23 protein-coding genes are annotated in these 24,424 nt (G+C 67.4%); 15 read left to right on the top strand and 8 right to left on the bottom strand.

Features of this window, described 5'->3' with window-relative positions:
• Positions 1 to 8 precede the first annotated feature (8 nt).
• Together GO591_RS03495 and GO591_RS03490 are read right to left on the bottom strand one after the other, a co-directional pair.
• Complete coding sequence (locus tag GO591_RS03495) at positions 9 to 221, bottom strand: helix-turn-helix domain-containing protein (RefSeq protein WP_157155541.1); 213 nt, start codon at positions 219 to 221, stop codon at positions 9 to 11.
• On the bottom strand, positions 221 to 718 hold the full coding sequence (locus GO591_RS03490) for a DUF2975 domain-containing protein (protein WP_157155540.1): 498 nt from the start codon (positions 716 to 718) through the stop codon (positions 221 to 223). The genes GO591_RS03495 and GO591_RS03490 overlap by 1 nt, the downstream gene beginning before the upstream one ends.
• Positions 719 to 1,109: 391 nt before the next feature.
• Between GO591_RS03490 and GO591_RS03485 the strand changes: the two genes are divergently transcribed.
• The 3 genes from GO591_RS03485 to GO591_RS03475 all read left to right on the top strand — a co-directional run bounded on the left by GO591_RS03485 (position 1,110) and on the right by GO591_RS03475 (position 5,136).
• Positions 1,110 to 2,672: a DUF4389 domain-containing protein gene (locus tag GO591_RS03485; protein WP_232466336.1), complete on the top strand. Its 1,563-nt coding sequence runs from the start codon at positions 1,110 to 1,112 to the stop codon at positions 2,670 to 2,672.
• A gap of 28 nt (positions 2,673 to 2,700) precedes the next feature.
• Positions 2,701 to 3,546, top strand: coding sequence for a carbohydrate kinase family protein (locus GO591_RS03480; protein WP_157155538.1), 846 nt, complete (start codon positions 2,701 to 2,703; stop codon positions 3,544 to 3,546).
• A gap of 216 nt (positions 3,547 to 3,762) precedes the next feature.
• Complete coding sequence (locus GO591_RS03475) at positions 3,763 to 5,136, top strand: HNH endonuclease (protein ID WP_157155537.1); 1,374 nt, start codon at positions 3,763 to 3,765, stop codon at positions 5,134 to 5,136.
• Positions 5,137 to 5,182: 46 nt separating this feature from the next.
• On the opposite strand, the gene GO591_RS03470 is transcribed toward GO591_RS03475, so the two are convergent.
• Positions 5,183 to 5,773: a DinB family protein gene (locus GO591_RS03470; protein ID WP_157155536.1), complete on the bottom strand. Its 591-nt coding sequence runs from the start codon at positions 5,771 to 5,773 to the stop codon at positions 5,183 to 5,185.
• A 143-nt stretch (positions 5,774 to 5,916) separates the two neighbouring features.
• The gene (locus GO591_RS03465; RefSeq protein ID WP_157155535.1) at positions 5,917 to 6,621 is read right to left on the bottom strand and encodes an alpha/beta fold hydrolase; all 705 of its coding nucleotides are present in this window, start codon (positions 6,619 to 6,621) and stop codon (positions 5,917 to 5,919) included.
• Positions 6,622 to 6,702: 81 nt separating this feature from the next.
• Here GO591_RS03465 and GO591_RS03460 point away from each other — a divergent pair, with 81 nt between their 5' ends.
• Positions 6,703 to 7,182 (top strand): NUDIX hydrolase, encoded by a 480-nt coding sequence (locus GO591_RS03460; protein ID WP_198295546.1) that lies wholly within the window; start codon positions 6,703 to 6,705, stop codon positions 7,180 to 7,182.
• 82 nt (positions 7,183 to 7,264) lie between these two features.
• Here the strand turns inward: GO591_RS03460 and trxA are convergent, their stop codons facing one another.
• Positions 7,265 to 7,651: a thioredoxin gene (gene trxA / locus GO591_RS03455; RefSeq protein WP_157155534.1), complete on the bottom strand. Its 387-nt coding sequence runs from the start codon at positions 7,649 to 7,651 to the stop codon at positions 7,265 to 7,267.
• Between the two features lie 90 nt (positions 7,652 to 7,741).
• The gene (locus tag GO591_RS03450) at positions 7,742 to 9,175 is read right to left on the bottom strand and encodes a helix-turn-helix domain-containing protein (RefSeq protein WP_157155533.1); all 1,434 of its coding nucleotides are present in this window, start codon (positions 9,173 to 9,175) and stop codon (positions 7,742 to 7,744) included.
• Positions 9,176 to 9,315: 140 nt separating this feature from the next.
• Between GO591_RS03450 and GO591_RS03445 the strand changes: the two genes are divergently transcribed.
• The 8 genes from GO591_RS03445 (at position 9,316) to GO591_RS03410 (ending at position 19,407) form a co-directional block, all read left to right on the top strand.
• Complete coding sequence (locus GO591_RS03445) at positions 9,316 to 11,151, top strand: phosphoenolpyruvate carboxykinase (GTP) (protein WP_157155532.1); 1,836 nt, start codon at positions 9,316 to 9,318, stop codon at positions 11,149 to 11,151.
• A 65-nt stretch (positions 11,152 to 11,216) separates the two neighbouring features.
• The gene (locus GO591_RS03440; protein WP_157155531.1) at positions 11,217 to 11,759 is read left to right on the top strand and encodes a SigE family RNA polymerase sigma factor; all 543 of its coding nucleotides are present in this window, start codon (positions 11,217 to 11,219) and stop codon (positions 11,757 to 11,759) included.
• On the top strand, positions 11,749 to 12,516 hold the full coding sequence (locus tag GO591_RS03435; protein ID WP_157155530.1) for a hypothetical protein: 768 nt from the start codon (positions 11,749 to 11,751) through the stop codon (positions 12,514 to 12,516). The genes GO591_RS03440 and GO591_RS03435 overlap by 11 nt, the downstream gene beginning before the upstream one ends.
• Before the next feature lie 41 nt (positions 12,517 to 12,557).
• The gene (locus GO591_RS03430; RefSeq protein WP_157155529.1) at positions 12,558 to 14,546 is read left to right on the top strand and encodes a TPM domain-containing protein; all 1,989 of its coding nucleotides are present in this window, start codon (positions 12,558 to 12,560) and stop codon (positions 14,544 to 14,546) included.
• Positions 14,547 to 14,605: 59 nt separating this feature from the next.
• Complete coding sequence (locus GO591_RS03425; RefSeq protein WP_157155528.1) at positions 14,606 to 15,346, top strand: PspA/IM30 family protein; 741 nt, start codon at positions 14,606 to 14,608, stop codon at positions 15,344 to 15,346.
• 47 nt (positions 15,347 to 15,393) lie between these two features.
• Positions 15,394 to 16,383 carry a DUF418 domain-containing protein gene (locus tag GO591_RS03420; RefSeq protein ID WP_157155527.1) on the top strand — a complete coding sequence of 330 codons (990 nt, stop codon included), beginning with the start codon at positions 15,394 to 15,396 and terminating at the stop codon, positions 16,381 to 16,383.
• A 9-nt stretch (positions 16,384 to 16,392) separates the two neighbouring features.
• Positions 16,393 to 17,220: an arginase family protein gene (locus GO591_RS03415; RefSeq protein ID WP_157155526.1), complete on the top strand. Its 828-nt coding sequence runs from the start codon at positions 16,393 to 16,395 to the stop codon at positions 17,218 to 17,220.
• A gap of 51 nt (positions 17,221 to 17,271) precedes the next feature.
• Positions 17,272 to 19,407, top strand: coding sequence for a beta-glucosidase family protein (locus GO591_RS03410; protein ID WP_198295544.1), 2,136 nt, complete (start codon positions 17,272 to 17,274; stop codon positions 19,405 to 19,407).
• A gap of 22 nt (positions 19,408 to 19,429) precedes the next feature.
• Here GO591_RS03410 and merB read toward each other — a convergent pair whose 3' ends face one another.
• Positions 19,430 to 20,095, bottom strand: coding sequence for an organomercurial lyase (gene merB, locus GO591_RS03405; RefSeq protein WP_157155525.1), 666 nt, complete (start codon positions 20,093 to 20,095; stop codon positions 19,430 to 19,432).
• 79 nt (positions 20,096 to 20,174) lie between these two features.
• Between merB and GO591_RS03400 the strand changes: the two genes are divergently transcribed.
• Positions 20,175 to 21,584, top strand: coding sequence for a dihydrolipoyl dehydrogenase family protein (locus tag GO591_RS03400; protein WP_157155524.1), 1,410 nt, complete (start codon positions 20,175 to 20,177; stop codon positions 21,582 to 21,584).
• Positions 21,585 to 21,587: 3 nt separating this feature from the next.
• On the opposite strand, the gene GO591_RS03395 is transcribed toward GO591_RS03400, so the two are convergent.
• On the bottom strand, positions 21,588 to 22,808 hold the full coding sequence (locus GO591_RS03395) for a glycosyltransferase (protein WP_157155523.1): 1,221 nt from the start codon (positions 22,806 to 22,808) through the stop codon (positions 21,588 to 21,590).
• A gap of 43 nt (positions 22,809 to 22,851) precedes the next feature.
• On the opposite strand from GO591_RS03395, the gene GO591_RS03390 reads away from it, so the two are divergent.
• Both GO591_RS03390 and GO591_RS03385 read left to right on the top strand, forming a co-directional pair.
• Positions 22,852 to 23,298, top strand: coding sequence for a hypothetical protein (locus tag GO591_RS03390; protein WP_198295543.1), 447 nt, complete (start codon positions 22,852 to 22,854; stop codon positions 23,296 to 23,298).
• Positions 23,299 to 23,304: 6 nt separating this feature from the next.
• Entirely contained in the window at positions 23,305 to 24,348 is a 1,044-nt protein-coding gene (locus GO591_RS03385) for an LLM class flavin-dependent oxidoreductase (protein WP_157155522.1), read from the top strand.
• The last annotated feature ends 76 nt before the right edge of the window (positions 24,349 to 24,424 follow it).

Below are 24,424 nucleotides of genomic sequence, written 5' to 3'. Positions count from 1 at the left end.
CGAGTTGCTCACGCTTCCTCCGGTACCCACTCGAGCAGGTCGCCGGGCTGGCAGTCGAGCACCTGGCACATCGCTTCCAAGGTGCTGAAACGCACCGCCTTGGCACGGCCGTTCTTCAGCACCGCCACGTTCGCCGGGGTGAGTCCGACGCGTTCGGCGAACTCCCCCACGCTCATCTTGCGTTTCGCCAGCTCAACGTCGATGCGCACGACGATGGGCATCAGATGACCTCTTCCATGTCGGATTGCAGCGTCGTCGCCTGACGCAACAGGGCACGCAGGATGACCATCAACAGCACCAGCACTGCCCCGAACAGCACCATCCCGAAGAGCAGGATCGGCACGCCAGGATCGCGGATTTCGGGCGTGAAGTAGATGAATGCGGTGAGGTAACCGGCCAGCGCCACCAACAGCCCCCACCCGACTACAAATGACCAGACGATTCCGTTCACCCAGCCGAGCGACTTCGGGCTGAAGATCCGATCTTTCTTGACCATCCCGAGCAGCATCCAGGTGCAGACGATGATGACCTGCACGCACAACGCCTCGAGTTCGGTGAACACCAGGAGCAGCCAGCTCACGTGCGCGAACTCGGGCAGCGCCTGCTGCGCCTGATGAGCGAAGTCCCCCGGCAGGCTGAACAACTGCATCACAACCAGGAAGGCGAAGAGCGCCGCGAGGAACAGCCGGAGGACAACGACGGGCAGATCAAGCTTCATACATCGATAGTCGCGTACTATCTATCGACTGTCAATCGACGGAGAGCACTCTGGTCGCCGGCCGACTAGTCAGGCATGCCGGTCCATGCGCGTAAAAGAGGAGATCCGACGACACGCCGCAGCGCCTGGCACAACACGCCGGAGATCGTGCAGAAAGTCCTTCTAAACGCACGCTCAATCCGCAAACTCCACCGGAGGAACTCTCGAGCGATGACCGCACCCCTGCCATTTCTGAAACATCGACATTACAGTTGGCCGTGACAGGTAGAACTCCCGAGCGCTCCCCCGAAGAGACGAAATCGGTGATGCAATGTCGCAACCCGTTGTCCCAGATACCGCTCCCCGACCGGCCCCATCGGGCGCCGGACTAGCGTGGTCCATTGTCTCGTTGGTGATCGGCATCCTGCTGACGATCACCGGACTGGGACTTCTCACCGGTGGCATCGCCGCCACTGTCATCGGCGCCCGGCAGGGGGCTGCCGATGGTTACTTCACCACGCGCACTGAGACCCTGACCGCCGGGTCGTATGCGCTCACCTCCCCGCGACTCGGGTTCACCGCCGACCGGGAAGCGCCGCGCCTGCCGTTCGATGTCGCCCGCGTGAGGGTCGCCGTCGAATCGACCACCGGTGACGACGTGTTCATCGGCCTCGCTCGTCGCGCCGATGTCGAGCGATACCTGCAGGATGTCGCGCACACCGAGGTCACCGACATCCAAACCAACCCGTTCCGAGTCGACTACCGGGAAGTTCCCGGAGCAGACACGCCTGAAGAGCCAGACGCGCAGACATTCTGGGAGGAATCCGCATCGGGCGCCGGCGAGCAGGAGATCGCGTGGTCGGTAGAGCCCGGTGATTGGGAACTCGTCATCATGAACGCCGACGCCGCCCGCGGCGTCTCGGTGGATGTGCAGGCCGGCATCCGAAGCGACCTGTTGGTGCCGATCGGCGCCGGGATCGTGATCAGCGGCATCATTGCCCTCGTCCTCGGCATCCCCCTACTCGTGCTCGGCGCGATCGGCATCGGCCGCCGAGTCGGCCGTCGGCCCCAGCCCCCTGGTGGACCGCCGGTCGCAGGCCCACCAGCACCTGGACTGTCGTCCGGCGTCGGCGTTCCTCCCGCTGCCGGGATGCCGCCGGCCGCCGCCGGTGGACCGCCCGCAGCCGGGATGCCGCCCGCAGCTGGCGGGCCACCCGCAGCTGGCGGACCGCCGCTCGCAACCGTTGCCGACGAGAACCGCCGCTACCCCGCCAGCCTCACCGGGTACCTCGACCCCGCCCTGTCCCGTTGGCTCTGGCTCGTGAAGTGGCTGCTCGCCATTCCGCACTTCATCCTGCTGTTCGGGCTCTGGATCGCCTTCTTCATCACCACGATCATCGCCGGCTTCGCCATCCTTTTCACCGGCCGCTACCCGCGCTCACTGTTCAACTTCAACGTCGGCGTGCTGCGATGGAACTGGCGGGTAACCTTCTACGCCTATTCCGCGCTGGCCACCGACCGGTACCCACCGTTCACGCTCTCCGCCACCGACTACCCCGCCGACTTCGACGTCGACTACCCCGAACGCCTCTCGCACGGGCTCGTCCTGGTCAAGTGGTGGCTGCTCGCCATCCCGCACTACGTGATCGTTGCGGCTCTCGTGAACACGGCCGGCTACTGGGGCGGCTGGGGCTGGTGGTCCGGTGACAATCGGTGGCCGGATGCCGCCGGCCGAGTCGGCGGAATCTCGCTACTCACCGCCCTGGTGCTGATCGCCGCTGTCATCCTGCTGTTCAGCGGGCGGTACCGGGTGCGTTTGTTCGAATTCATCATGGGCATCAACCGGTGGGTGTATCGGACGATCGTCTACGCGTCGCTGATGCGCGATGACTACCCGCCCTTCCGGATGGACCTCGGATCGACGGAACCCGGAGTTCGGCCAGGCACGCTGCAGCCCAGCGAGCCTCGGCTCTGAGGCCGAGCCGCACCTGCAGAATCGACGCGTGACCGAACACATCGTCATCTGCGGGCCCGTGTCCTGGAACCACATGGTCTACTTGGACCGGCTGCCGGAACCGCGGCCGCACATGCAGTTCGCGCTCGAGGATTTCCAGACCGTCGGCGGCACCTCCGCCGGCAAGGCGCTGCACCTGGCGGGACTCGGCCACCGCGTCGTCTGCATGACGGTGGTCGGCGATGACGAGATGTCAACGAGTGTGCGGGACACGCTTACCGGCGCAGGGGTTGAGCTGGCAGCATCCGTCGTTCCAGGCCCCGCCGAGCGGCACCTCAACCTGATGACCCGCACCGGCGAGCGGGTGTCGCTGTACCTGTCGACGCCTTCCCCCGCGCCGGTCGACGAACGGCGGTTCGCCGAGGTCAGCATTGGTGCCGCCGCGATCGTCATGGATCTGTCGGAGGCCTCCCGGGCGCTTCTTCCGGCTGCGGTTGCCGCTGGCGCTCCGCTGTGGACGGACATCCACGATTACGACGGGAGTGCCGAGTTCCACGCACCCTTCATCGAGGCAGCGTCTTACGTGTTCATGAACGCTGACCGACTGCCCGACCCGCACGACTTCATGCGGTCACGCGTCGAAGCCGGTGCAACAGCCGTCATCTGCACCCTCGGGGCGAGAGGGGCGATCGCCTACGACCGCGACGGCTTTCACCAGGTCGATGCGGTTGACACCGAGGTCGTGGATACCAACGGGGCCGGGGACGGATTCCTCGCGGGCTATCTGGATGCCACACTCCGCGGTGGAGGAACCGACGAAGCGCTCCGGGCGGCGGCCGCCCAGGCCGCAGTGGCCCTGGGGACGCGCCACCTGCATCCGGTTCTGGAAACCTGAGCGGGCTGAGCGGGCTGAGCCCGAAAACATGATCGTCGTGGCTATTCCGGTGGTTGAGTAACACGAGCGCGAAGCGGTCGTGCATGAGAGCGGTCGCGAAGCGACTCCTCCACTACGGAGCGCAGCGAGGCGGCGTATCGAAACCCTGTTCCGGAGCATCCACAGGTTGTTTCGCCTGGTCGCGGGAATGTCGGTGGTCCGGTATTGACTTCGAGCATGGGCAACGAAGCCAACGGATGGGGCGAAGCACAAGCCCCTGTTCTGGCCGAGTCGCCTCTCGATTCGTTGTCCGCCGAGCAGATCGAAGCGGCCTTTCAGGCGCGGGTCGCGGACTTGCGCGCGTCGGGTTGGCTGGTGGGACGGCTCCCGCGTGACCCGTTCACCCCGCAGGCGGTTGCCGGCTCGATCCCGGAGGGCATCCAACGCATTGTCCGGATGGAGCAGGAGCAGGCCGAGCTGGAGGCGAGGAAGAGCCGCGAGCTTGCCAACCTGGCTCGAATGAGTGTCGCCGAAGCCGGCAAGGGTGCCGACCGGGGACTGGTCTACCGATCCCTGGCCGCCGAACTGGCAATGGCCGCCCACCTGTCCGAGCGCACCTTCCAGGCCCGGATCAACGACGCCGAGACCCTGGTTCAGGACTTCCCGCGAACCCTCGCCGCACTGGAGACCGGCACGATCGGTGTCGGGCATGCCCGGGTGATCATCGAGTGCGGGCTGCCGATCGGTGACCCCACACTGCGCGCCACCTATGAGTCCGCGGTCATCGACCGGGCGGTCGATCTCACGCCGGGCCGGTTGCGGAAACAGGCCCGGTTGGCCGCGACCCGGCTCGCGGAAGTCAGCTTCGAGGACAGGCACCAGCTGGCCGTCGAGGACCGGGCGGTGCGGCTGCAGGAACTGGACGACGGCATGTCCGAGATCATCCACACCCTGCCGACGGTGTTCGCGGTGCCGATGCTGGACCGACTCACCGAACAAGCCAAAGCCATCAAGGCGGCCAACCCGGACGAGCCACGCACGCTGGATCAGATCCGCTCGGACCTGATGTGCGAGCTGGTGCTCACCCGGCAACCGTCCGGCTGTCCGGGTGCCCCGCACGCCGCCGGGGTCGGCATCCGCGCCGAGGTGTCGATCGTGATCCCGGCGCTGACCCTGCTGGGTCAGGGCGACGAGCCGGCCACGATCGCCGGGCGCGGCCCGATCGGCATGGCCGAGGCACTCAAACTGGCCGCGCAGGCACCGTCCCTGATCCGGTTGCTCACCGACCCGGTCAGCGGCCAGGTGCTCGCCGCGGACACCTACCGACCCTCGAAGAAACTGCGCCGATTCATCCGCGGCCGAGACCGTCGATGTCGATGTCCGTGGTGCACCCGCACCGCCAGCCACGGCGACCTCGATCACACCCTGGCCTGGGAACACGGCGGCACAACGACACCCGAGAACCTGGCCTTGCTCTGTCGCGGCTGCCACATCCTCAAACACTTCCCCGGCTGGAGCGTGAAACAGATCAGCCCCGGAGTGCTGGAGTGGTCCAGCCCGCACGGGATCGTCGCCACCGACTACCCGGACACCCCGATCACCTTCCAGTAGGACCAACCGCTAGCTGATCGGGTCCAGGCCTGCCTCCCGCGAGAGTTCAGCGGTCACCTACCTGCCGCGCAGTCGTTTCCAGACGCTCACGATATTCCTGCCACCAGGCAACGTCACTGGGTGGCAGATTCTCGTTGCCCTTGCGTAATCCGGCCGCCCCGTCGATCAGCTCACGAACAATGTCCGCATGGCCAGCGTGCCGGTGCGTTTCGGCAATCAGGTGAACAAGGATCTGCTCGAGCGTGACGTTCCGACGCTCCTCCGCCCACCACGGCACCTGGCCCGGCGCATCCAGCGACAACGCTTGGATGGTCGCATCGCCGTGGGCCCAGGTCCGGCGGTAGAGATCGACGATCGACTCCCTGGACTCGTCGACAGTCGCCCACATGTCCGAATTCGGTTCGGCGCTGTCGTCCATCCATGGAAGCCACTCGGGAAACGGCCGACCGAAGACGTCGCCGAGATAGCCCGCCTCCACTCCCGCAAGGTGCTTGACCAGCCCCAGCAGGTTCGTCCCGGTGGGCACCAGTGGTCGACGGATGTCGTACTCAGACAAACCGTCGAGCTTCCAGAGCAACGCTTCCCGCCCGGCAATGAGATACCGGTGCAGGTGTCGCTTCAGGATGTCGTCGCTCATGATTGCCGCCCTCCAATTACCTCGTCGACACAGTTCATGTCACGAACACTATTCATATTGCAGTGGCCTCGTTCACGCCATCCGGCCATCCGGAGGCGGCGAGACCCTAACACCGGCCGCTTGCTGGGGATCAGTAAGCTCGCTCACGCCGTCCGGTCGACGGCGGCCAGAATGGCCTCGCCGAGCTCGGCTGGCTTGGTGAACTGGGGCCAGTGCCCGGTCGGCAGATCGACATACTGGACGTTCTTCAGTCGCGCGAGTTCGGCCGTGTATGGGTGACCACCGGCGATCATCTCAGTCAGCATCGACGACGGGAACTCGCACGCGATGATCGTCGATGGCACGTCGAAGCGACGCTCGTCGCTCAGCTGCTGCTTGTCGCTGGCGACGCGCTTGGGTTGGGGGATGGCTCGCGCCCGGAACGCCGCCCGCAGATCGTCGTCCAGGCCGACCAGGTCTTCGTCATCGAACACCTCCCAGGCGGGCAGCGGGATCTCGTCGCCTTCCTCGGGCAGCTCGTCGTTGATAACCCCACCCTCCCCCAGGGGGCCGCTGTCCACATAGATCGCTCGGGCAACCCGGTCGGGTCGCGCGTCGGAGGCGGCGTAGATGATCGCGCCACCGCCGGAGTGCCCGACCAGGACCACTGGGCCCTCGAGAGCGTCGATGGCCGCGACCACCGCATCGACGTGGTCGCGCAGTCCGATGTGCGCGCGCGGGGCATCCGCTGACTCCAGACCGGGCAGCGTGAGGGGATGAACACGATGCCCGGCTGCGACCAGCGGCGGCGTCACCTCCGCCCACGAGGACGCATCCAGCCAGAATCCAGGGACGAGAACGATATCCATGCCGGAACACTACGCCGGGCGTCCGACACCAAAGTGAAGGGATACCACAGACCGCAACTGAGGCGGGTGCACACTGGGTTGGTGACGGTGCACAGCGCAGGCATCCTGCTCTACCGGTTCGACGACGCCCGGCCGCCGGGCGAGGCGCTTGAGGTCTGGATCGCGCACATGGGCGGACCGTTCTGGGCGCGGAAGGACGAGCATGCGTGGTCGATCCCGAAGGGCGAGTTCGACCCGGACCGCGAGGATCCGCTGCTCGCCGCCCGACGCGAGTTCGCCGAGGAAATCGGCGAGGCGGCACCGGACGCCGACTACCGGTTGCTGGGCACCTTCCGCCAGAACTCCGGCAAGCTGATCACCGCGTTCGCGGCACAGACCGAATTCGAGCCGGCCAGGATAGCGAGCAACACCTTCTCGCTGGAATGGCCGAAAGGGTCCGGACGAGTCCGCGACTTTCCCGAGATCGACGACGCCCGCTGGTTTCCGGAGGCGGAGGCTCGCCTGAAACTCGTTCGCGGTCAGCTGCCGATTCTCGACGCGCTCATCCGTCTGTTCGACTGACTGCACGGCCGTCGAACCGAGTCCCCAGTCGAACCGAGTCCCCAAACGAAAAGCGCCGCGCCATGCAGCGCTTCAGCGCGTGTTACTGAGCGACCTCAGCCTCAGCCTCGGCCTTCTGCCGGGCGATGTCTGCGTGCACCTTCTCCATGTCCAGGCCCTTGACGGACTCAACCAGCTGTTCAAACTGCTGGCCGTTCAGCGCACCGGGCTGCGAGAAGACGAGGACGTTGTCGCGGAACGCCATCAGGGTCGGGATCGAGCGGATGCCGGCAGCGGCAGCGAGCTGCTGCTCCTTCTCAGTGTCGACCTTGCCGAAGACAACGTCGGAGTGCTTTTCGGATGTCTGGTCATAAACGGGCGCGAACGCGCGGCACGGGCCGCACCAGTCAGCCCAGAAGTCGAGGAACACGATCTCGTTGTTCGAGATCGTGTCGGTCAGGTTCTGTTCGGTAACTTCGATGGTTGCCATAAGCAGATATAACCACCCGACGCCTGAAGGTATTCCGACCGGTGCAGCCACCAGAACTGCGCGACCAGCGGCACTTTGCACGGGCGACGGTCACGCCGACGCGGAGTGCGCCTCCAGGAACTCGTACAGCTCACGGTCGTCGACTCCCGGGAAGGTACCCGACGGCAGCGGCGACAGGATGTGCGCGTGCAGGCGCGCACTCGACCAGGCCTTGCCCCGCCAGTGCTCGGTGAGCTGTTCCGGCGGCCGACGGCAGCAGCTCTCGTCCGGACAGCGCGACTGCTCACGGTCGGTGGTCTCCCGACCACGGAACCACTTGGCGTCGTTGAACGGCACCCCGACCGTGATCGAGAACTCGTCTCCGGTGCCCGAGCCGATCTGCGTCGACTCCCAGAAGGTACCCTCCGGGGTGTCGGTGTATTGGTAGAACTCGGTGGTGCGGTTCGTGCGCGCGAACGCCTTGCGCCCGCTCCAGAATCGGCAGACCAGCTGGCCTTCCATTGAGCCGGTGACGTCGACCGGCAGCCTCAACCCGTCGTTCTCGTACCCCTTGTACACGGCGCCGTCGTCGCCGACGCGGAGGAAGTGGCAGGTCATGTCGAGGTGGGATGTCGCGAGGTTGGTGAAGCGCAGTGCGGCAGCCTCGTGGGTGACCCCGAACGCATCACGGAAGTCCTCGACAGCGAGGTTCCGGTCGGCCTTCGCCGCGCTGAGGAAGTCCACCGACTGCTTGAGCGGCATCAGGCAGGCCGCCGCGAAATAGTTGATCTCCAGCCGCTGCCTGAGGAACTCGGCGTAGCTCGACGGCTCCTCGTGGCCGAGCAGACGGTGCGCGATCGCCTGCAATGCCATCGAACGCAGGCCATGCCCGCCGGGAATCGACGCCGGCGGAAGATAGATCCGACCGTTCTCGAGGTCGGTGACCGACCGGGCCGAATGCGGCAGGTCGTTCACGTAGACCAGCTCGAAACCGAGGTCCTGGGCCATCCGGCTAACCGACCGGTGCGTCAGCGCACCCGTGCTGTGCCCGACGCTTCGAAGCCGCTCCTGCGCAAGCTCCTCAATTTCCGGGTGGTAGTTGTTCAGCGTCCGCATGTGCAGCCGCTGCTCGGTGTTCGCCCGGCGCGCCTCCTCGGGCGTCGCGATCGCCTCCCGCGCCCGGCGGGCGAGCTCCCGGTGCAACCCGACCAGCGCCTCAAGGGTCTCGTCGCTCATCGACTTGCCGGCCCGCAGCACGGGCAGCCCGAGCGCACCATAGACCGCGCCGTGCTGGGAGCGGTCCAGTTCGATCTCGAGCGCGGCCCGCGCGTTCGGCGGCGAGGCATCCAACAGGTCCGCCACCTGCACGCCGAGGGTTTGCGCGATTCCGGTGAGCAGCGAGATCCGCGGTTCCCGCTTGCCGTTCTCCATAAGGGAGAGCTGGCTGCCAGCGATACCGACGGCGGAACCGAGCTGGTCGAGGGTCAACCCGGTGGCGTTCCGGAAATGCCGAATCCGCTGACCGAGAGTCACAAGATCGTTCACAACTTCAGCCTACCGAAACATTCGCTGTTCTTTCTGCCACTTATCGCGAATATGACCGTCCTGATGGGTGCAGTCTAGAAAACACACCGATTCCTTTGGAAGCGGTTGCTCCACGCAACTCAACGATGAAAGGGACCAGCATGTCGACACCAGTGCTGACACGGAACGCCACAACCGGCGGAGCCCCGGACTATGCAGATCCCCGCGTCGTTGCCTGGGTCGAACAGATCGCCTCCCTCACCCAGCCGGATGCAATCGAGTGGGTCGACGGCTCCGCCGCCGAGCATGACCGGCTGACCCGCCTCATGGTGGACAACGGAACGCTCATCCGTCTGAACGCCGAGCACCGCCCCTACAGCTTCCTGGCTCGCAGCGACCCGAACGACGTCGCCCGCGTTGAGTCGCGCACCTTCATCTGCTCCGAGCGAGAAGAGGATGCCGGCCCGACCAACAACTGGATCGCGCCCGACGAGATGCGCGAAACCCTTGACGAACTCTTCGACGGCGCCATGCGCGGTCGCACCATGTACGTCATCCCGTTCTCGATGGGCCCGCTCGGCTCGCCGCTCGCCAAGCTCGGCGTGCAGGTCACCGACTCGCCCTACGTGGTCGTCAGCACCGGCATCATGACCCGGATGGGCGAGCAGGCGCTCCGCCAGATCACCGCAGACACCAAGTGGGTGCCCGCCGTGCACACCGTCGGCGCACCGCTGAACGACGGCGACGTGGACGTGCCCTGGCCGTGCAACGACACCAAGTACATCTCGCACTTCCCCGAGACCCGCGAGATCTGGTCGTTCGGTTCCGCTTACGGCGGCAACGCGCTGCTCGCGAAGAAGTCGTTCGCGCTCCGGATCGCCTCGGTGATCGCCCGCGAAGAGGGCTGGCTCGCCGAGCACATGCTGTTGCTGAAGATCACCTCACCGGTTGGCCGGGTGTTCCACCTCGCGGCCGCCTTCCCGAGCGCCTGCGGCAAGACCAACCTCGCGATGCTGAAGCCGACCATCCCGGGCTGGAAGGTCGAGACCATCGGCGACGACATCGCCTGGCTGAAGCCAGGAGCGGATGGCCGCTTGCGTGCGATCAACCCCGAGGCCGGCTTCTTCGGCGTCGCCCCCGGCACCGGTGTCACCACCAACGAGACCGCGGTCGAGACCATGTGGGGCAACACCATCTTCACCAATGTCGCACTCCGTGAGGACGGCGACGTCTGGTGGGAGGGCCTCACCGACAAGGCTCCAGACAACCTCATCGACTGGCAGGGCAACCCCTGGAACCCTGCCTCAGGAACTCCTGCTGCCCATCCCAACTCCCGGTTCACGGTCGCTGCCAAGCAGTGCCCGACGATCTCGGATGACTGGGAGGACCCGCAGGGCGTCGTCATCGACGCAATCATCTTCGGCGGCCGCCGAGCCACAAACGCGCCCTTGGTGGTAGAGGCGCGCGATTGGGAGCATGGCGTCTTTATGGGTGCCACGATCTCCTCGGAGCAGACGGCGGCCGCCGAAGGCACTGTCGGAGCTCTGCGTCGCGATCCGTTCGCGATGCTGCCGTTCTGCGGCTACAACATGGCCGACCACTGGCAGCACTGGCTGAACGTCGGCCAGACCCTGCGTCAAACCGGTCGTGTGCCGCGCGTGTTCCAGGTGAACTGGTTCCGCAAGGACGAGAACGGCAAGTTCCTCTGGCCGGGCTTCGGCGAGAACTCCCGCGTGCTGGAGTGGATCCTGAACCGGGTCGACGGCAATGCCACCGCGACAGACAGCCCGATCGGCTGGCTGCCCGAGGGCGACGGCATCAACGTCGACGGCCTCGAGCTTCCCGCAGGAACCATGGAGAAGCTGTTCGAGGTCAACCCGGAGAGCTGGAAGTCCGAGGCCGAGGACACCCAGGCCTTCTTCGACATGTTCGAGGGACGCGTGCCCGCTGCCGTAGAGCGTCAACTCGACGTGCTGCGCCAGCGCCTCACCAACTGAGCAGACCCAACCTTTTCGCCTAGTCGTGCGTCTGCAAAGGTAGACACGACGACGAGGAGGAAGCTGTGGCCGACGGTCCAGCCCGCTGGGAGCAGGTGGTCACCACACTGGTGGCCGAGCGCGGCGACGCGCTCACGCGTTACGCATACCTGATCTCCGGCAGCCAGGATGATGCCGCCGACCTTGTGCAGGACGCCCTCGTGCGAACGTTCAGCCGCCTGCGCAACGGCTTCTCAGTCAGCAGCGCGGAAGCGTACGTGCGGCGCGCCATCCTGAACTCGTTCCTGGATGGCGGCCGCCGACGCACCCGCTGGCGCAAGGTCGCCCCACTCGTTCTCGTGCCCGACATCGCCGAGTCCTCCGCGGCATCCACCGACAGCCGAATCGACATGCACGGCGAGTTGATGAAACTCAGCCCGCGCGAGCGAGCATGCCTGGTGCTGCGGTACTACGAAGACCTCAAGGTCTCCGATATCGCCGAATGGCTCGACATCAGCCCGGGCACCGTCAAGCGTTACCTCAGCGATGGGCTGGCCAAGATGGCCGTGTCGCTGCAGAACGACGCAACGGATGCCCCGATCACGACGGGACCAGGCCATGACCTCTGATCAGCACGACGCCACCGAGACCAAGTTCCGCGAACTGCTCGCGGACAGCGCCACCCACGCCGCCCTGCCAGCTGTCGACGCCACCGCGGTAGTGCGGCGCAGTCGCCGGCGGCGCGCTCCACGGCTGGTCGCCGCGGGCGGGGCGTTTTCGCTGGCCGCGGTCGGGATCGCCGTCGCTGGTGTCCAGGGCATCCAGGGCTTCCGCCTGATGTCTCCAGCATCGGAGTCGGCCAGCAGTGCTCCCGAGTCCGCCTCCGACCAGGCAGGGTCCATGCCGTCGGGTGCCCCCACCGGAGCCGCGGATACCGTGAACCCGTGCGGCGGAACCCTCGCCGCCGCGACTGACTACCCAGGACTGAGTCTCACCACCGAGTTCCCCACTGAGGCGAGCACGGGCTCCGGACCCGTGGAGGGCACGGTCATCCTGACCAACACCGGCGATGAGCCGCTCCAGGCCAGCAGCCCGGCAGTTGCCCCGGTCACGCTCTCGCAGGATGGCCGCGTGCTCTGGCACACCAGCGGGCCGATGATCCTGTCGCTCGCCGAGATCGCGCTCGAGCCCGGCCAGTCGCACAGCTGGCCCGCTTCGTTCACGCCGATCCAATGCCTCAGCGAGGCCGAGCTGGATGCTGACCCGGCGACGCTCCCTGCGGCCGAGCCGGGGCTGTACCAGCTGTCCGCGGCAATCGACCTGACTTTCGCAGACGGCAGCGCCCTGCAATTCGTCGGCACACCGGCCAACATCACGCTCAAATAAATCCTCACCATACGGTCAGCGCCGGTCGCTAGACTCCGAGGATGCGCGAGCCTGGGCTACGACGGGGACGAATTCAACGGGCCCTGACGGTGTTGCTCGCGGCGGTATTCCTGCTCGGCGCGCCGGCGGCCGCCCAGGCCACGGATCCGCCGGAACTCGAGGGCGAGTACATCCTCGACACCGCGAATGTGCTCGGAGATGGCTCTGAGGCGCTGACCGCCATCGACCGGCTGATGGCCGACACCGACCTCGGACTGTACGTCGTGCTGGTCGATCAGTTCACCAACCCGACCGACCGGCAGCAGTGGGCGATTGAGACCGCCCAACTGAACCAACTCGGCGACAACGACGTGCTCCTCGCGATCGCGGTGACCGATCGGATCTATCAGGTCGACGTATCCACCGCGTTCCCGCTCAGCACCGAGCAGATGGTTGAGATCGAGAACGAAGACCTGCTGCCCGCCTTGTCAGCCAGTGACTGGTCGGGCGCGATCGTCGCCTACGCCGATGGCCTGCGCGAAGCACGTACCGGCCCCGGCTTCCCCTGGCTGGCCGTCGGGGTGATCGCCCTTGTCATCGTGGGCGTGCTCATCTGGCTGCGGGTTCGCAAACGCAACAAGGAGCGGACCCGCATCGCGGCGCAGAAGGCAAGCGTCGAGGAACTCGACCAGCGTGCCGGCAGCTTGCTCGTCGAACTCGACGACTATCTGAAGACCAGCGAGCAGGAACTCGGCTTCGCCGTTGCCCAGTTCGGCGAAGAAGCGGTGGCCCCGTTCCGCAACGCCCTGAGCGAGGCCAGGAACAAAGTAGGGCACGCTTTCACGCTGCGGCAGAAACTCGACGACCACGAACCGGACAGCCCGGAACAGGCGCAGGCGTGGCGCGAGCAGATCATTGAACTCTGTCAGGCTGCCGACGCGCAACTGGACGAGCAGGCGGACGCCTTCGATGAGCTGCGCGAGGTTGAGCAGAACGCGCCCGCACTGATCGGCGAGATCGACGCCGCTCGGGCCGCGTTGGAACCCCGACTTGAACAGGCCGACGCCCGGCTGGCCGACGCTCAGCGCGAATACAGCGCGGATGCCACCGCCCCGGTCAGCGACAACCCCGAGCAGGCCCGGCGACTGGTGGCGTTCGTCGCCACCGCGCTCGGCGAGGCCAGAGCCGGTCTGGGCGCTGGACGGGCGGGCGAGGCGGCCGTTGATGTGCGGTCGGCGCAGGCCGCGGTCGATCAGGCCCGCCAACTGCTGGACGCGATCGACACCCACGCCGGGCAACTTGCCGAGGCGCGGACCAGGCTCTCGGCATCCGTCGCCGATTTGACCGCCGATGTCGCGGCAGCGGATGCCGCGCGCGGCAGCCAGGGCGTCGACACCGGCGCCCTCGCGGCAGCCGCCGCGGCCGCACGCTCAGTCCTGGACACGGCGGATCCCGGGGATCCGGTGACCAGCCTCGCCGCGATCGAACGCGCACACGCGGCGCTCGACGCACAACTGGCGGCCGTACGAGACAGGCAGGCGCAGCTGGATCGCGCCCGCGCCGCGCTGGATGCCACCCTCACCGCCGCGCGCAGCGACCTGTCGGCGGCAAACGACTTCATCACCACGAGACGCGGCGGTGTCGGCTCCGAGGCGCGAACGCGGGCCGCCGAGTCCGAGCGCTACCTGCGGCATGCGGTTGAGACGGCCGGCAGCGACCCGCTCACCGCGCTGGCCTCCGCCCAGCGGGCGCAGTCACTGGCCCGGGACGCGCTGCGGGCAGCACAGTCGGATGCCGGGCCGTACAGCCAGGGCAACTTCGGCGGCATGGGCGGCGGAATGGGCACCGACATCGGCGGCGCCATTCTGGGCGGCATCATCGGCGGCATGCTGAGCGGCGGAGGCCGCTCCTCAGGCGGGTTCGGCGGCGGCGGATTCGGCGGCTTCGGAGGCGGCGGTGGCGGATCCCGCGGCGGTTTCGGCGGCAGCTTCGGCGGCGGCCGCAGCTTCGGCGGCTCGTCACGCGGCGGCGGCCGAGGCGGACGCTTCTAGACCATCACCGGCAACGGGACACAAACCATCCACCAGCAACGATCAGAAAGGCACAACCCATGGCAAAGCAGTCGATCCTTGGACGGATCTCCCAGTTGGTCCGCGCCAACATCAACTCGCTCATCGACCAGGCCGAAGACCCGCAGCTGATGCTGGACCAGTTGGTGCGCGACTTCACCAACAGCATCGCCGAGGCCGAGAGCGCCGTGGCGCAGACCATCGGCAACCTGCGCCTGCTTGAGCAGGACCACCGCGAAGACGTCCAGGCCGCCGCAGACTGGGGCCGCAAGGCCCTGGCCGCGAGCACCAAGGCCGACGAACTGCGCGCGGCCGGTGACTCCGCCGACGCCGACAAGTTCGACAACCTCGCCAAGGTGGCGCTCTCCAAGCAGCTGGCGTCCGAGACCGAGGCGAAGAACGCCGAGCCGACGATCGCGTCGCAGACGCAGGTGGTCGAACAGCTCAAGCGTGGCCTCGAGACCATGCGCACCAAGCTGAACGAACTGCGCGCCAAGCGTGACGAGCTCGTCGCCCGGTCGAAGACCGCGGCCGCGCAGAGCCAGGTCATGGACGCGGTGAAGAGCATCGACGTCCTCGACCCGACCAGCGAAATCGGCCGGTTCGAAGAGAAGATCCGCCGTGAAGAGGCCAAGGTGCTCGGCGCGCAGGAGCTCGCGGCCTCCAGCCTCGACGCCCAGTTCACCAGCCTCGAAGACCTCGGCAAGCAGGCCGAGATTGAGGCGCGCCTCGTCGCCTTGAAGGCCGGCGCACAGCCGGGCGCCATCACCTCAGGGCAGTGACCGCGATGAGCGAGGGGAGGCCGGCGCTCGCGCCGGTCCCCCCTCGCTTGACCGGGCGCATCGTCGCGGTCGACGTGGCGCGCGGGCTCGCCATCCTCGGGATGCTGATCGCGCACGTCATCCCGCGTCCCGACGAGGCGGAATTGCTCGTCGACGGCCGCTCGTCGATCCTGTTCGCCTCCCTCGCCGGGGTCTCGCTCGGCCTGATGACCGGCGGCGCCTCCCCGCTGCCGCACCTCGAGCGGCCCGACGCCCGCGTCAGCATCGCCATCCGGGCGGTGGCGCTCATCACACTCGGGCTGTTCCTCTGGCTGTTCCCGCACGGGATCGCGATCATCCTCGACTACTACGGGATCATGTTCCTGCTGCTGATCCCCCTGCTGTTCGCGAACCGGCTGCTGCTGGCCGTCACCGGCGCTGCGCTGCTGCTGATCGCTCCCCCGCTCGCGGCCTCCGCCTCGGAACGGCTGACGGACCCCTGGCCGTTGGATTGGTTCCTCACCGGCTACTACCCGGCGCTGGTATGGCTGCCGCTGTTGATCACCGGGCTGATCGCCACTCGCAGCGACCTCACCCGGCTGCGCACCCAGCTGATCCTCACCGCGGGTGGCCTGGTCGCCATGATTCTCGGCTACGGGTCGGCGCTAGTCCTTCCCGATGTCACCGCCGAGGCCCACTCCAGCACACTCGCCGAAATCCTTGGCTCGGGCGGCTTTGCCTTCACCGTGCTCGGGGTGCTGCTGCTGGTCACCTCGCCGCGAGCCGGTGTCATCGGTGCCGCCTTCCGGGCGGTGCTCTGGCCGGTCGCCGCTGCGGGCGCCATGCCGCTCACCATCTACACGGGGCAGATCATCGCACTCACCATCGCCGTCTTCGTCGAGACCGCCAGCGACGCGATCGTCATCGACTACCGGGGCTGGCCGCTGCTGATCGCACTCATCGTCGGGTCGCTGGTATTCGCCAGCGGATGGCGGGTCCTGGTCGGTACGGGGCCGCTCGAGAAGATCATGCGCCAGCTCAGCCGTCCCAGGGAGTGAGAAACTGACATGGTGACCTCGTTCGTCGTAGTGCCCCAATGGCAGGGTTCGGGGTCTGCGCGCGCGATGCGACTCGTCGATGGGGCGAAGGCAATCGGGGCCGATCTGCCCTCCACCCGCACGCATGCCGTGCCCGTGCCGCTCGAGGCCGGCGACGCCCTCGGCACCAGGGTGCACCGGCTCAGCTCCCTCACCGAGATCCGCAACCGGCACCGCCGCGTGCTCGCCGACGCGGACGGCAGCGTGGTCACCATCGGCGGTGACTGCGGCGTGGAACTCGCAGCGATCGACCATGCGTTGCTCAGGCATCCGGATGCCGCGATCCTGTGGTTCGACGCGCATCCCGACTTGAACACCCCCGAGTCCTCGCCGAGTGGCGCCTTCGGCGGCATGGTACTGCGCACCCTCCTCGGCGATGGACCGGCAGAGCTGCTGCCTGAGCGGACCGCCTCGGTTGAACGACTGGCGCTGGTCGGAGTGCGCGACATCGACCCCGAAGAGTCGGCCTTCATCGACGCACACGCGCTGCCGACGATCCCGGCGGACGGGCTGGTCGCCGAGCAGGTCGTCGAGCGGGTGGCGGCGATGGATGTCACCTCCGTGTACATCCACATCGACCTCGATGTGCTCGACCTCGGCGAGATCACCGGGCTGACCGCGCCGCAACCGTTCGGCATGCAGACCTCCGCGCTGCTCGAGGTGGTCAGGGCACTCACCGCGAAGTTCGAGGTTGCCGGCGCCGGCATCGCCTCGTTCGCGCCCGCCTCCGCCGAGCAGTCCGCCGATGACATGCCGACCCTGCTGCGGTTGATCGGAGCGTTGACCCGCAGGGATTGACGCCATTGCTGCGACCGCTGACGCGATCGCATCGAGTGAAGGAGAGTCACTGTGTCTGAAACATTTCCCTGGCAGGATGCGGCGTCGTCACCTCGGGATCGGGCCGAGAAGCTCGTCCAGGCGATGACGCTGGAACAGAAGGTCGCCCAGCTGCATGGCGCAATGGAGACCATTGACATCTACGCACTGTCTGCGCAGGCAGCGGAATCCGCGGAGGCGATGGAGCAGCTTGCCGCGCAGATTCAGGTGCAACGTCACGTGGCAGCGATCGAGGAGCTCGGCATCCCGCGGTTCAGGATTACCAATGGTCCCGTCGGCGTCGGAATGGGAGACGGTACTCCGAGTCCGCCTGCCACATCCCTGCCGATGACCATTGGCGTCGCCGCCGGGTTCGACCCCGAGCTGGCGCACGCATACGGCGACATCATCGGCTCGGAGACCGCGACCCTGGGCCAGCACGTGCTGGAGGGTCCCGGCCTGTGCCTGCATCGCACCACCATCGCCGGCCGGAACTTCGAGTACTTCTCCGAGGATCCGTACCTCACCGGGGTCATGGGTGTGGCGGTGACCCGGGCGATTCAGGCCCACGATGTGATCGCGATGGCCAAGCACTACGTTGTCAACGACCAGGAGTATGAACGGTTCCGCAGCAGCGTCGAGGTCGACGAGCACGTGCTGCGGGAGCTGTACCTGTTGCCGTTCGAGATGGTCGTCAAAGACGCCGACCTCGCTGCGGTGATGAGTGCGTACAACCGGGTACGGGGCGTCTACGCCACCGAGTATCGGCACATCCTGACCGACATCCTGCGCACGGAGTGGGGCTTCGACGGCTACATCCAGTCGGACTTCTGGTCGACCCGGTCAGCCGCGCCGTCGCTGAACGCCGGCCTCGACCACGAGATGCCCGACGCGAAGTGGCTGAACCAGGCCAATATCGAAGCCGCCCTGAACGACACCAGCCTCGAGATCAAAACCGTCGATCGGGCCCTGATCCGCCGGTATGCGCAGATGTTCCGCTTCGGCCAGTTCGACCGTCCCTATGCGCCAGGGCAGATCGACGCTGCGAAGCACGGTGCGATCGCCCGGACGATCGGCGCGCAGATGGCCGTACTGCTCAAGAACGACAACGGCCTGCTGCCGCTGGACCCGCGCGCCGGGTCGATCGTGATCATCGGCCAGTCGACCTTCGTGGATGAAGCCTGCCTGGGCGGCGGCGGCTCTTCGAAGGTGACTCCGCTGTACACCGTCACCCCGCTGGACGGCATGCAGGATGTGCTCACCGAGCTCGGCTCGCCCGCGCGGGTGATGAAGGTCACCGTCGCCGACGACCTCTCCAACCTGGATGCCGCCCGGCAGGCGGCCGCGGAGGCCGACGTGGTGGTGCTGATGGCGGGCCTGGTGGCCACCGAGGGCGCCGACCAACCGGACGCGAACATGGTCCACGACCAGAACCGGATGCTGACCGAACTGCTCGGCATCAACCCCACCACGATCGTGGTGCTCAAAGACAGCAACCCCGTGCTGATGCCGTGGATCGACCAGGCGCCGGCGGTACTTGAGGTGTGGAACCAGGGCGCCGAAGACGGACACGTCGTCGCCGACCTGCTCTTCGGGAACGTCAATCCCTCCGGGAAGGTGCCGACCTGCTATCCGCGATCCGAAGACGACACGCTCTTCGCGCAGAACCCGGAACGGTACCCAGGCACGGACGAGGGCGACGGCTACCCGGTGATCCGCTACTCCGAGGGACTGGAGATGGGGTACCGCTGGTTCCAGGCGCAGGGCATCGAGCCGCTGTTCGGTTTCGGGTTCGGCCTCTCGTACACCACGTTCGAGCTCGCCGACGTGGCGGTCGACGCACCCGACGGGGTGACCGCACCCGTCACCGTGACCGCGTCGGTGACCAACACCGGCGCTGTTGCGGGCGCGGAGGTGGTGCAGGTCTACCTCGGCCTCCCCTCGGACGGTCAACCGCCGAAGCGACTCGTTGGATTCCAGAAGGTGTTCCTCGACGCCGGGGAGACCCGCCCGGTGTCGATCACGATCGACCCGGCAGCCACTCACCACCCGTTCGCCGTCTGGGACTACCGCGCTCGAAGCTTCCAGCCTGTGTCCGGCGAGTACACCGTCTACGTCGGCACGTCCGCGGACAACACCCCGCACACGAGCACCATCACAAACCCTTGACCGAGCGTCAGTCCAGGCCGCGTCAGTCCAGGCCCCAAAACGGTCCACGCAGGCCGACCGAGCGGAAGTAATCGGCGGCCGCGGCCGGCTCGCGACGCTGGTAGCCACGGTCGAGCCTCCCGGCGTACCACTCGCTGGCCAACTCCCACAGGGTCTCCAACGACATGACGTAGCCCCTCTCGTTGCCCGAGGCGAGCAGCCAGTCGTCGACGCACTCGTCGGAGCAGAAGAGGCGCTGGTTCCGGCAGGTGTGCACCACGTCATCCCAGATGTGCGCGGCCGGCACCAAAAAGTGCGCTACCTGCTCCCCCGCGGGCGGCTCGTCTCGGTGCACGACGAAGGCGTGCGGCTGCCCGCAGGCGGGGCAGGTCGTCGCGACCAGGCAGGGCGAGGCATCCGGAACCAGATGCGGCACCGCGAAGGAGTCCCACGCGCAGCCGCCCCACCACAGGGTCGCCTCGCTCATCACCGAGAAGCCCAGGTTGACGCTGGCGAACGGATGCGCCATCACGATGTCGCCGCGCTCGTCGAGCACGAGGTGGCGATCATCGGCCAGAATCTTCAGCCGCTCCTTCACATCGTCCTCGCGCATGTCGAACCGGTCGGCCAGCTCCCCAGTTTCCGGGGCGCGGCCGGTGCGGGCGAAGGTGCGATAGACGGCCAAGCGCACGTCCTCGGTGCGATCCATGGCTCAATGATGTCCTCCGCCCTCAGCCTGCGCCAGAGGCGATCTGGGCGGGGCCGGGTGCCCGGCGTACGGTGGCCGAATGACGGATTACGACCTCATTGTGATCGGGGCCGGCGCAGTCGGCGAGAACGTGGCCGACCGGGCGACGCAGGGTGGACTCTCGGTGGTGATCATCGAACAAGACCTGGTCGGTGGCAGTTGCTCCTACTGGGCGTGCGTGCCATCGAAGGTGCTGCTGCGGAGCGGCGCGGCACTGACCGCGGCCCGCCGCGTGCCCGGCGCCCGCGAGTCGCTGTCGAACGGGGTCGACACCGCCGCCGTGTTCAAGCGGCGCAACTGGTTCACCGGCGACTGGAACGACGACGGACAGGCCGACTGGCTGAAGTCGGCGGGCATCGACCTGCTGCGTGGTCAGGCCAGGATCACCGGCGAACGCGAGGTCACGGTCGACACCGGCGATGGTTCGCAGGTGCTGACCGCCCGGCACGCGGTCGCCGTGTGCACCGGCTCGGCCAGTCTGCTGCCGGATGTGCCGGGGCTCGCCGACGCCCGGCCGTGGACTAGCAGCGACGCGACGAGCGTGCAGGAGGCGCCCGAGTCGCTCGCCATCATCGGTGGCGGTGTTGTCGCGGCCGAACTGGCGACGGCGTTCGCGTCGTTCGGCACCAAGGTGAGCGTCATCTCCCGGGGCGGGTTGCTGGCTCGCATGGAACCGTTTGCGGGCGACGCGGTGGCGACGGCGCTGCGGGATGCCGGCGCCGACGTCCATCTGAACACCACACCCACCCGGGTCAGCCGAAACGGGGGCGGTGTCACCGTGCATTGGGATGGCGGCGAGGTGACCGCCAAGGAACTGCTGGTCGCCACCGGACGGGTGCCGCGCACCGGCGGCCTCGGGCTGGAGAGCGTCGGCCTGACCGACGGCGATTGGCTGAGTTGCGACGACACCCTGCGCGTGCAGGGCGTGGACTGGCTGTATGCGGCCGGCGATGTCACCCATCGGGCGCTGCTCACCCATCAGGGCAAATATCAGGCGAGGGTCGCCGGTGACGCGATTGCCGCCCGCGCGACAGGCCGTTCGCTCGATGTCGCCCCGTGGGGTGCGCACGCCGCCACCGCTGATCACGAGGCCGTGCCGCAGGTGACCTTCACCGAACCCGAGGTGGCCAGCGTCGGCCTGACCGAGGCCGCCGCCCGCAAGGCCGGGTACACCGTCCGCGTCGTCGACTACGACATCGGTAAGGTGCAGGGCGCCATGCTGCTCGCCAAGGACTACGCCGGGCAGGCGCGGCTGGTCGTCGACACCGACCGGCAGGTGCTGCTCGGGGCCACCTTCGTCGGGCAGGACGTCGGCGAACTCTTGCACGCCGCGACGATCGCCGTCGTCGGTGAGGTGCCGATCGAGCGGTTGTGGCACGCGGTTCCGGCTTATCCGACCGTGAGCGAAATCTGGCTGCGCCTGCTGGAAACCTGGCGCGACGAGGGGTAGTTGCTACAGGGATTCGTAGACGCTGACGAGCGCCGCAGCCGCGGCCTCCCACGAATACGTTTCCGCGTGCGCCCGGGCTTCCCGCGACAGTGTCGCCAGCCGGTCCGAGTCGTCGAGCAGCGAGGCGACCGCCCGCGCCCACTCCGCCGGGTTCCGCGATGCCATCAGCAGGCCGGACCGGCCGTCGGCAATCGAGTCGGCGAGACCGGTCAACCGCGACCCGATCGCCGGGGTGCCGCAGGCCGCCGACTCCAGCGCAACCAGGCCGAAGGTTTCGGTGTGCGAGGGCACCAGGGTGACGGCTGCCGCGGCGAACAGTTCGGCCAGTTCGATGCGGTCCAGCGCACCGACGAAGCGCACCTCGTGCGCCACCTCCAGCTCGACAGCGAGCTCACGCAGTCGGTGCAGGTAGTCGTCGTCTCCCGGGGTTGCCTCCCCGGCGATGACCAGCGCCGGGGCGGAGCCGAACTGCTCCCGCAGTTCGGCGAGCACGTGCAGGGCGAGATCCTGTCCCTTGTGTGGCTGGATCCGCCCGACAACTGCGACGATCGGTCGTCCGCCCTCGATGTCCAGCCAGCGCCGCACGGCCGGCGCGGCCGCGGCCAGGTGCGGAGTGAACAGGCGGGCGTCGACTCCCGGCGGGATGACCCACAGCCGGTCGGCTGGCGCATTCACCTGATCGATGAGCGCATGCACCTCAGCGGACGACCCGGCGATGACGGCATCCGCCTCGCCGGCGATGAATGCCTCGGCACGCATGCGTTGCTCCGGCTCGGGACTGTCATCGAGCGCGAGCCTGCTGTTCTTCATCGCTGCGAGCGTGTGGAAGCTCTGCACGAATGGCACACCGAGTTCGATCGCGACCGGCAGCGTGGCCAGCCCGCTCAGCCAGTAGTGCGCGTGGATCACGTCGTAGTTGCGCTGTCGGGCCACATCGGCGACGCCCTCACCGAACTCGTCGCCGATCACGGCCAGTTCCGACTTCGGCAGCGGCTGCCTGGGTCCAGCCTCGATCGGGATGAGACGCACGCGGTGGCCGAGTTCAACCGGCTCCGGGTTCGATTCCGCCCGGGTGATCAGGTCCACTTCGATGCCACGGCCGGCCAGTTCGCGTGCAAGCGCGAGCACGACGACGTTCATTCCGCCGGCGTCGCCGGTGCCGGGGCGCGCCGCGGGCGAAGTGTGCATGGTCACCATTGCGATCCGCCCGATTTCGGCTGGCATGCAGTAACTGTATTCGTACGGCGTGCCCGGATAGGGTGCGAAGATGCGGCCTGTCGCGGTGTCCCGCCTGGAACGGGTGAGTCGGGCGGTGGTGCGCGGCGGCCGGCGAGTACCCGGCGTGCGGGCTTTCCTGCTGAATCCGGTGGTCGCCCTGCTCGGCTACTGGTTCGCCACGCTGTGTGCGCTGCTGTGGGCGGTGCCGCTCAGCCTTGGCCGGGTGCGGCGCCGAGGCAAGCTGATCGTCGCCGAGCGGATGCCCCGATTCGCGTTCGGCCGCGGTGGCACCACGATCGGCGGGGTGTTCCTCACCCACGGCTCCCCCAGCGCCGCAGTGCTCGAGCATGAAAAGGTGCACCGCGACCAGTGGCGCCGCTACGGCCTGGCCTTCGCCGTGCTCTACGCGGCGGCCGGTCGTAACCCGTTCACCAACCGGTTCGAGATCGAGGCGGGTCTTGCCAAGGGGAATTATCGGCGCCCCTGGAATGTATGATTACGTATGGACTTCGGAATCTACAGCTTCGGTGACGTGGGCACCGACCCGGCCAGCGGCGAACGCACCTCGCCCGCGCAGGCGATCAGCGAACTGCTCGAGCGCATCCGGCTCGCGGAACAGGTCGGCCTGGACTACTTCGGAGTCGGTGAGCATCACCGGCCCGAGTACGCCGTCACTTCGCCGTCGACGATCCTCGCTGCCGCGGCGGCCGTCACGAGCAAGATCCGGCTCGGCTCAGCGGTCACGGTGCTCAGCACCGAGGACCCGGTGCGCGTCTACCAGCAATTCGCGAGCATCGACCTGATCTCCGGTGGCCGCGCCGAGCTGGTCGCCGGCCGCGGCTCGTTCATTGAATCGTTCCCGTTGTTTGGGGCGGACCTCGGCGATTACGACGCACTGTTCGCCGAGAAACTGGACCTGCTGCTGCAGATCGACCGTTCCGAGCGGGTCACCTGGTCGGGCCGGTTCCGTCCGGCGCTGCAGGATGCCGAGATCCTGCCGCGGCCGGCGAACGGCTCGCTCGATATCTGGATCGCGACAGGTGGCAACCCCGAGTCATCCGCCCGCGCAGGCGAGCTGGGCCTGCCGGTGAGTTACGCGATCATCGGCGGGCGCCCCGCCCGGTTCGCTCCGCTGTTCGAGCTCTACCGCCGCTCGGCCGCACGCGCCGGCCATGACCCGGTGCGGCTGAAAACCGCGGTCGCCGGGCCCGGGTTCGTGGGCAGCGATTCGGGCCAGGCGAAGGAGACCTTCTACCCATACTGGATCGAGAACATGCGGAAGATCTCTGCCGAGCGCGGCTTCAGCATCCCCACTCGCGACACCTACGACGAGTTGACCTCGCCGGGCGGGGCGATCTTCGCCGGCAGCCCGAACGAGGTCGCCGATCGGATGCTCGAGACGCACCAGGTTCTCGGCAACGACCGGCACGGCCTGCAGATGGATTGGTCGGGCGTGCCGCACGAGCTTGTGATGCGTTCCATCGAACTGTTCGGCACAGAGGTCGCACCCCAGATCAAGGCCGAGCTGGCGGGACGAAACCGCTGATCAGGTCACGAATGGACAACGAATGCCCGCGCTGCCACTCCCCGGCAGGCGTCCATTCCGAACCGGGTATTCCAGA

This window comes from Diaminobutyricimonas sp. LJ205 (assembly GCF_009755725.1).
Classification (GTDB): Bacteria; Actinomycetota; Actinomycetes; order Actinomycetales; family Microbacteriaceae; genus Ruicaihuangia.
Note: the sequence above shows the minus strand (reverse complement) of the source record. Positions and strands in the feature narration are given on the sequence as shown.

Bases quoted from the DNA above. Each gene is read 5' to 3' on its own strand.
- GO591_RS03495 (WP_157155541.1), bottom strand. From the start codon at position 221: ATGCCCATCGTCGTGCGCATCGACGTTGAGCTGGCGAAACGCAAGATG.
- GO591_RS03490 (WP_157155540.1), bottom strand. From the start codon at position 718: ATGAAGCTTGATCTGCCCGTCGTTGTCCTCCGGCTGTTCCTCGCGGCG.
- GO591_RS03475 (WP_157155537.1), top strand. From the start codon at position 3,763: ATGGGCAACGAAGCCAACGGATGGGGCGAAGCACAAGCCCCTGTTCTG.
- GO591_RS03470 (WP_157155536.1), bottom strand. From the start codon at position 5,773: ATGAGCGACGACATCCTGAAGCGACACCTGCACCGGTATCTCATTGCC.
- GO591_RS03465 (WP_157155535.1), bottom strand. From the start codon at position 6,621: ATGGATATCGTTCTCGTCCCTGGATTCTGGCTGGATGCGTCCTCGTGG.
- trxA (WP_157155534.1), bottom strand. From the start codon at position 7,651: ATGGCAACCATCGAAGTTACCGAACAGAACCTGACCGACACGATCTCG.
- GO591_RS03445 (WP_157155532.1), top strand. From the start codon at position 9,316: ATGTCGACACCAGTGCTGACACGGAACGCCACAACCGGCGGAGCCCCG.
- GO591_RS03435 (WP_157155530.1), top strand. From the start codon at position 11,749: ATGACCTCTGATCAGCACGACGCCACCGAGACCAAGTTCCGCGAACTG.
- GO591_RS03430 (WP_157155529.1), top strand. From the start codon at position 12,558: ATGCGCGAGCCTGGGCTACGACGGGGACGAATTCAACGGGCCCTGACG.
- GO591_RS03425 (WP_157155528.1), top strand. From the start codon at position 14,606: ATGGCAAAGCAGTCGATCCTTGGACGGATCTCCCAGTTGGTCCGCGCC.
- GO591_RS03415 (WP_157155526.1), top strand. From the start codon at position 16,393: ATGGTGACCTCGTTCGTCGTAGTGCCCCAATGGCAGGGTTCGGGGTCT.
- merB (WP_157155525.1), bottom strand. From the start codon at position 20,095: ATGGATCGCACCGAGGACGTGCGCTTGGCCGTCTATCGCACCTTCGCC.
- GO591_RS03400 (WP_157155524.1), top strand. From the start codon at position 20,175: ATGACGGATTACGACCTCATTGTGATCGGGGCCGGCGCAGTCGGCGAG.
- GO591_RS03395 (WP_157155523.1), bottom strand. From the start codon at position 22,808: ATGCCAGCCGAAATCGGGCGGATCGCAATGGTGACCATGCACACTTCG.
- GO591_RS03390 (WP_198295543.1), top strand. From the start codon at position 22,852: ATGCGGCCTGTCGCGGTGTCCCGCCTGGAACGGGTGAGTCGGGCGGTG.
- GO591_RS03385 (WP_157155522.1), top strand. From the start codon at position 23,305: ATGGACTTCGGAATCTACAGCTTCGGTGACGTGGGCACCGACCCGGCC.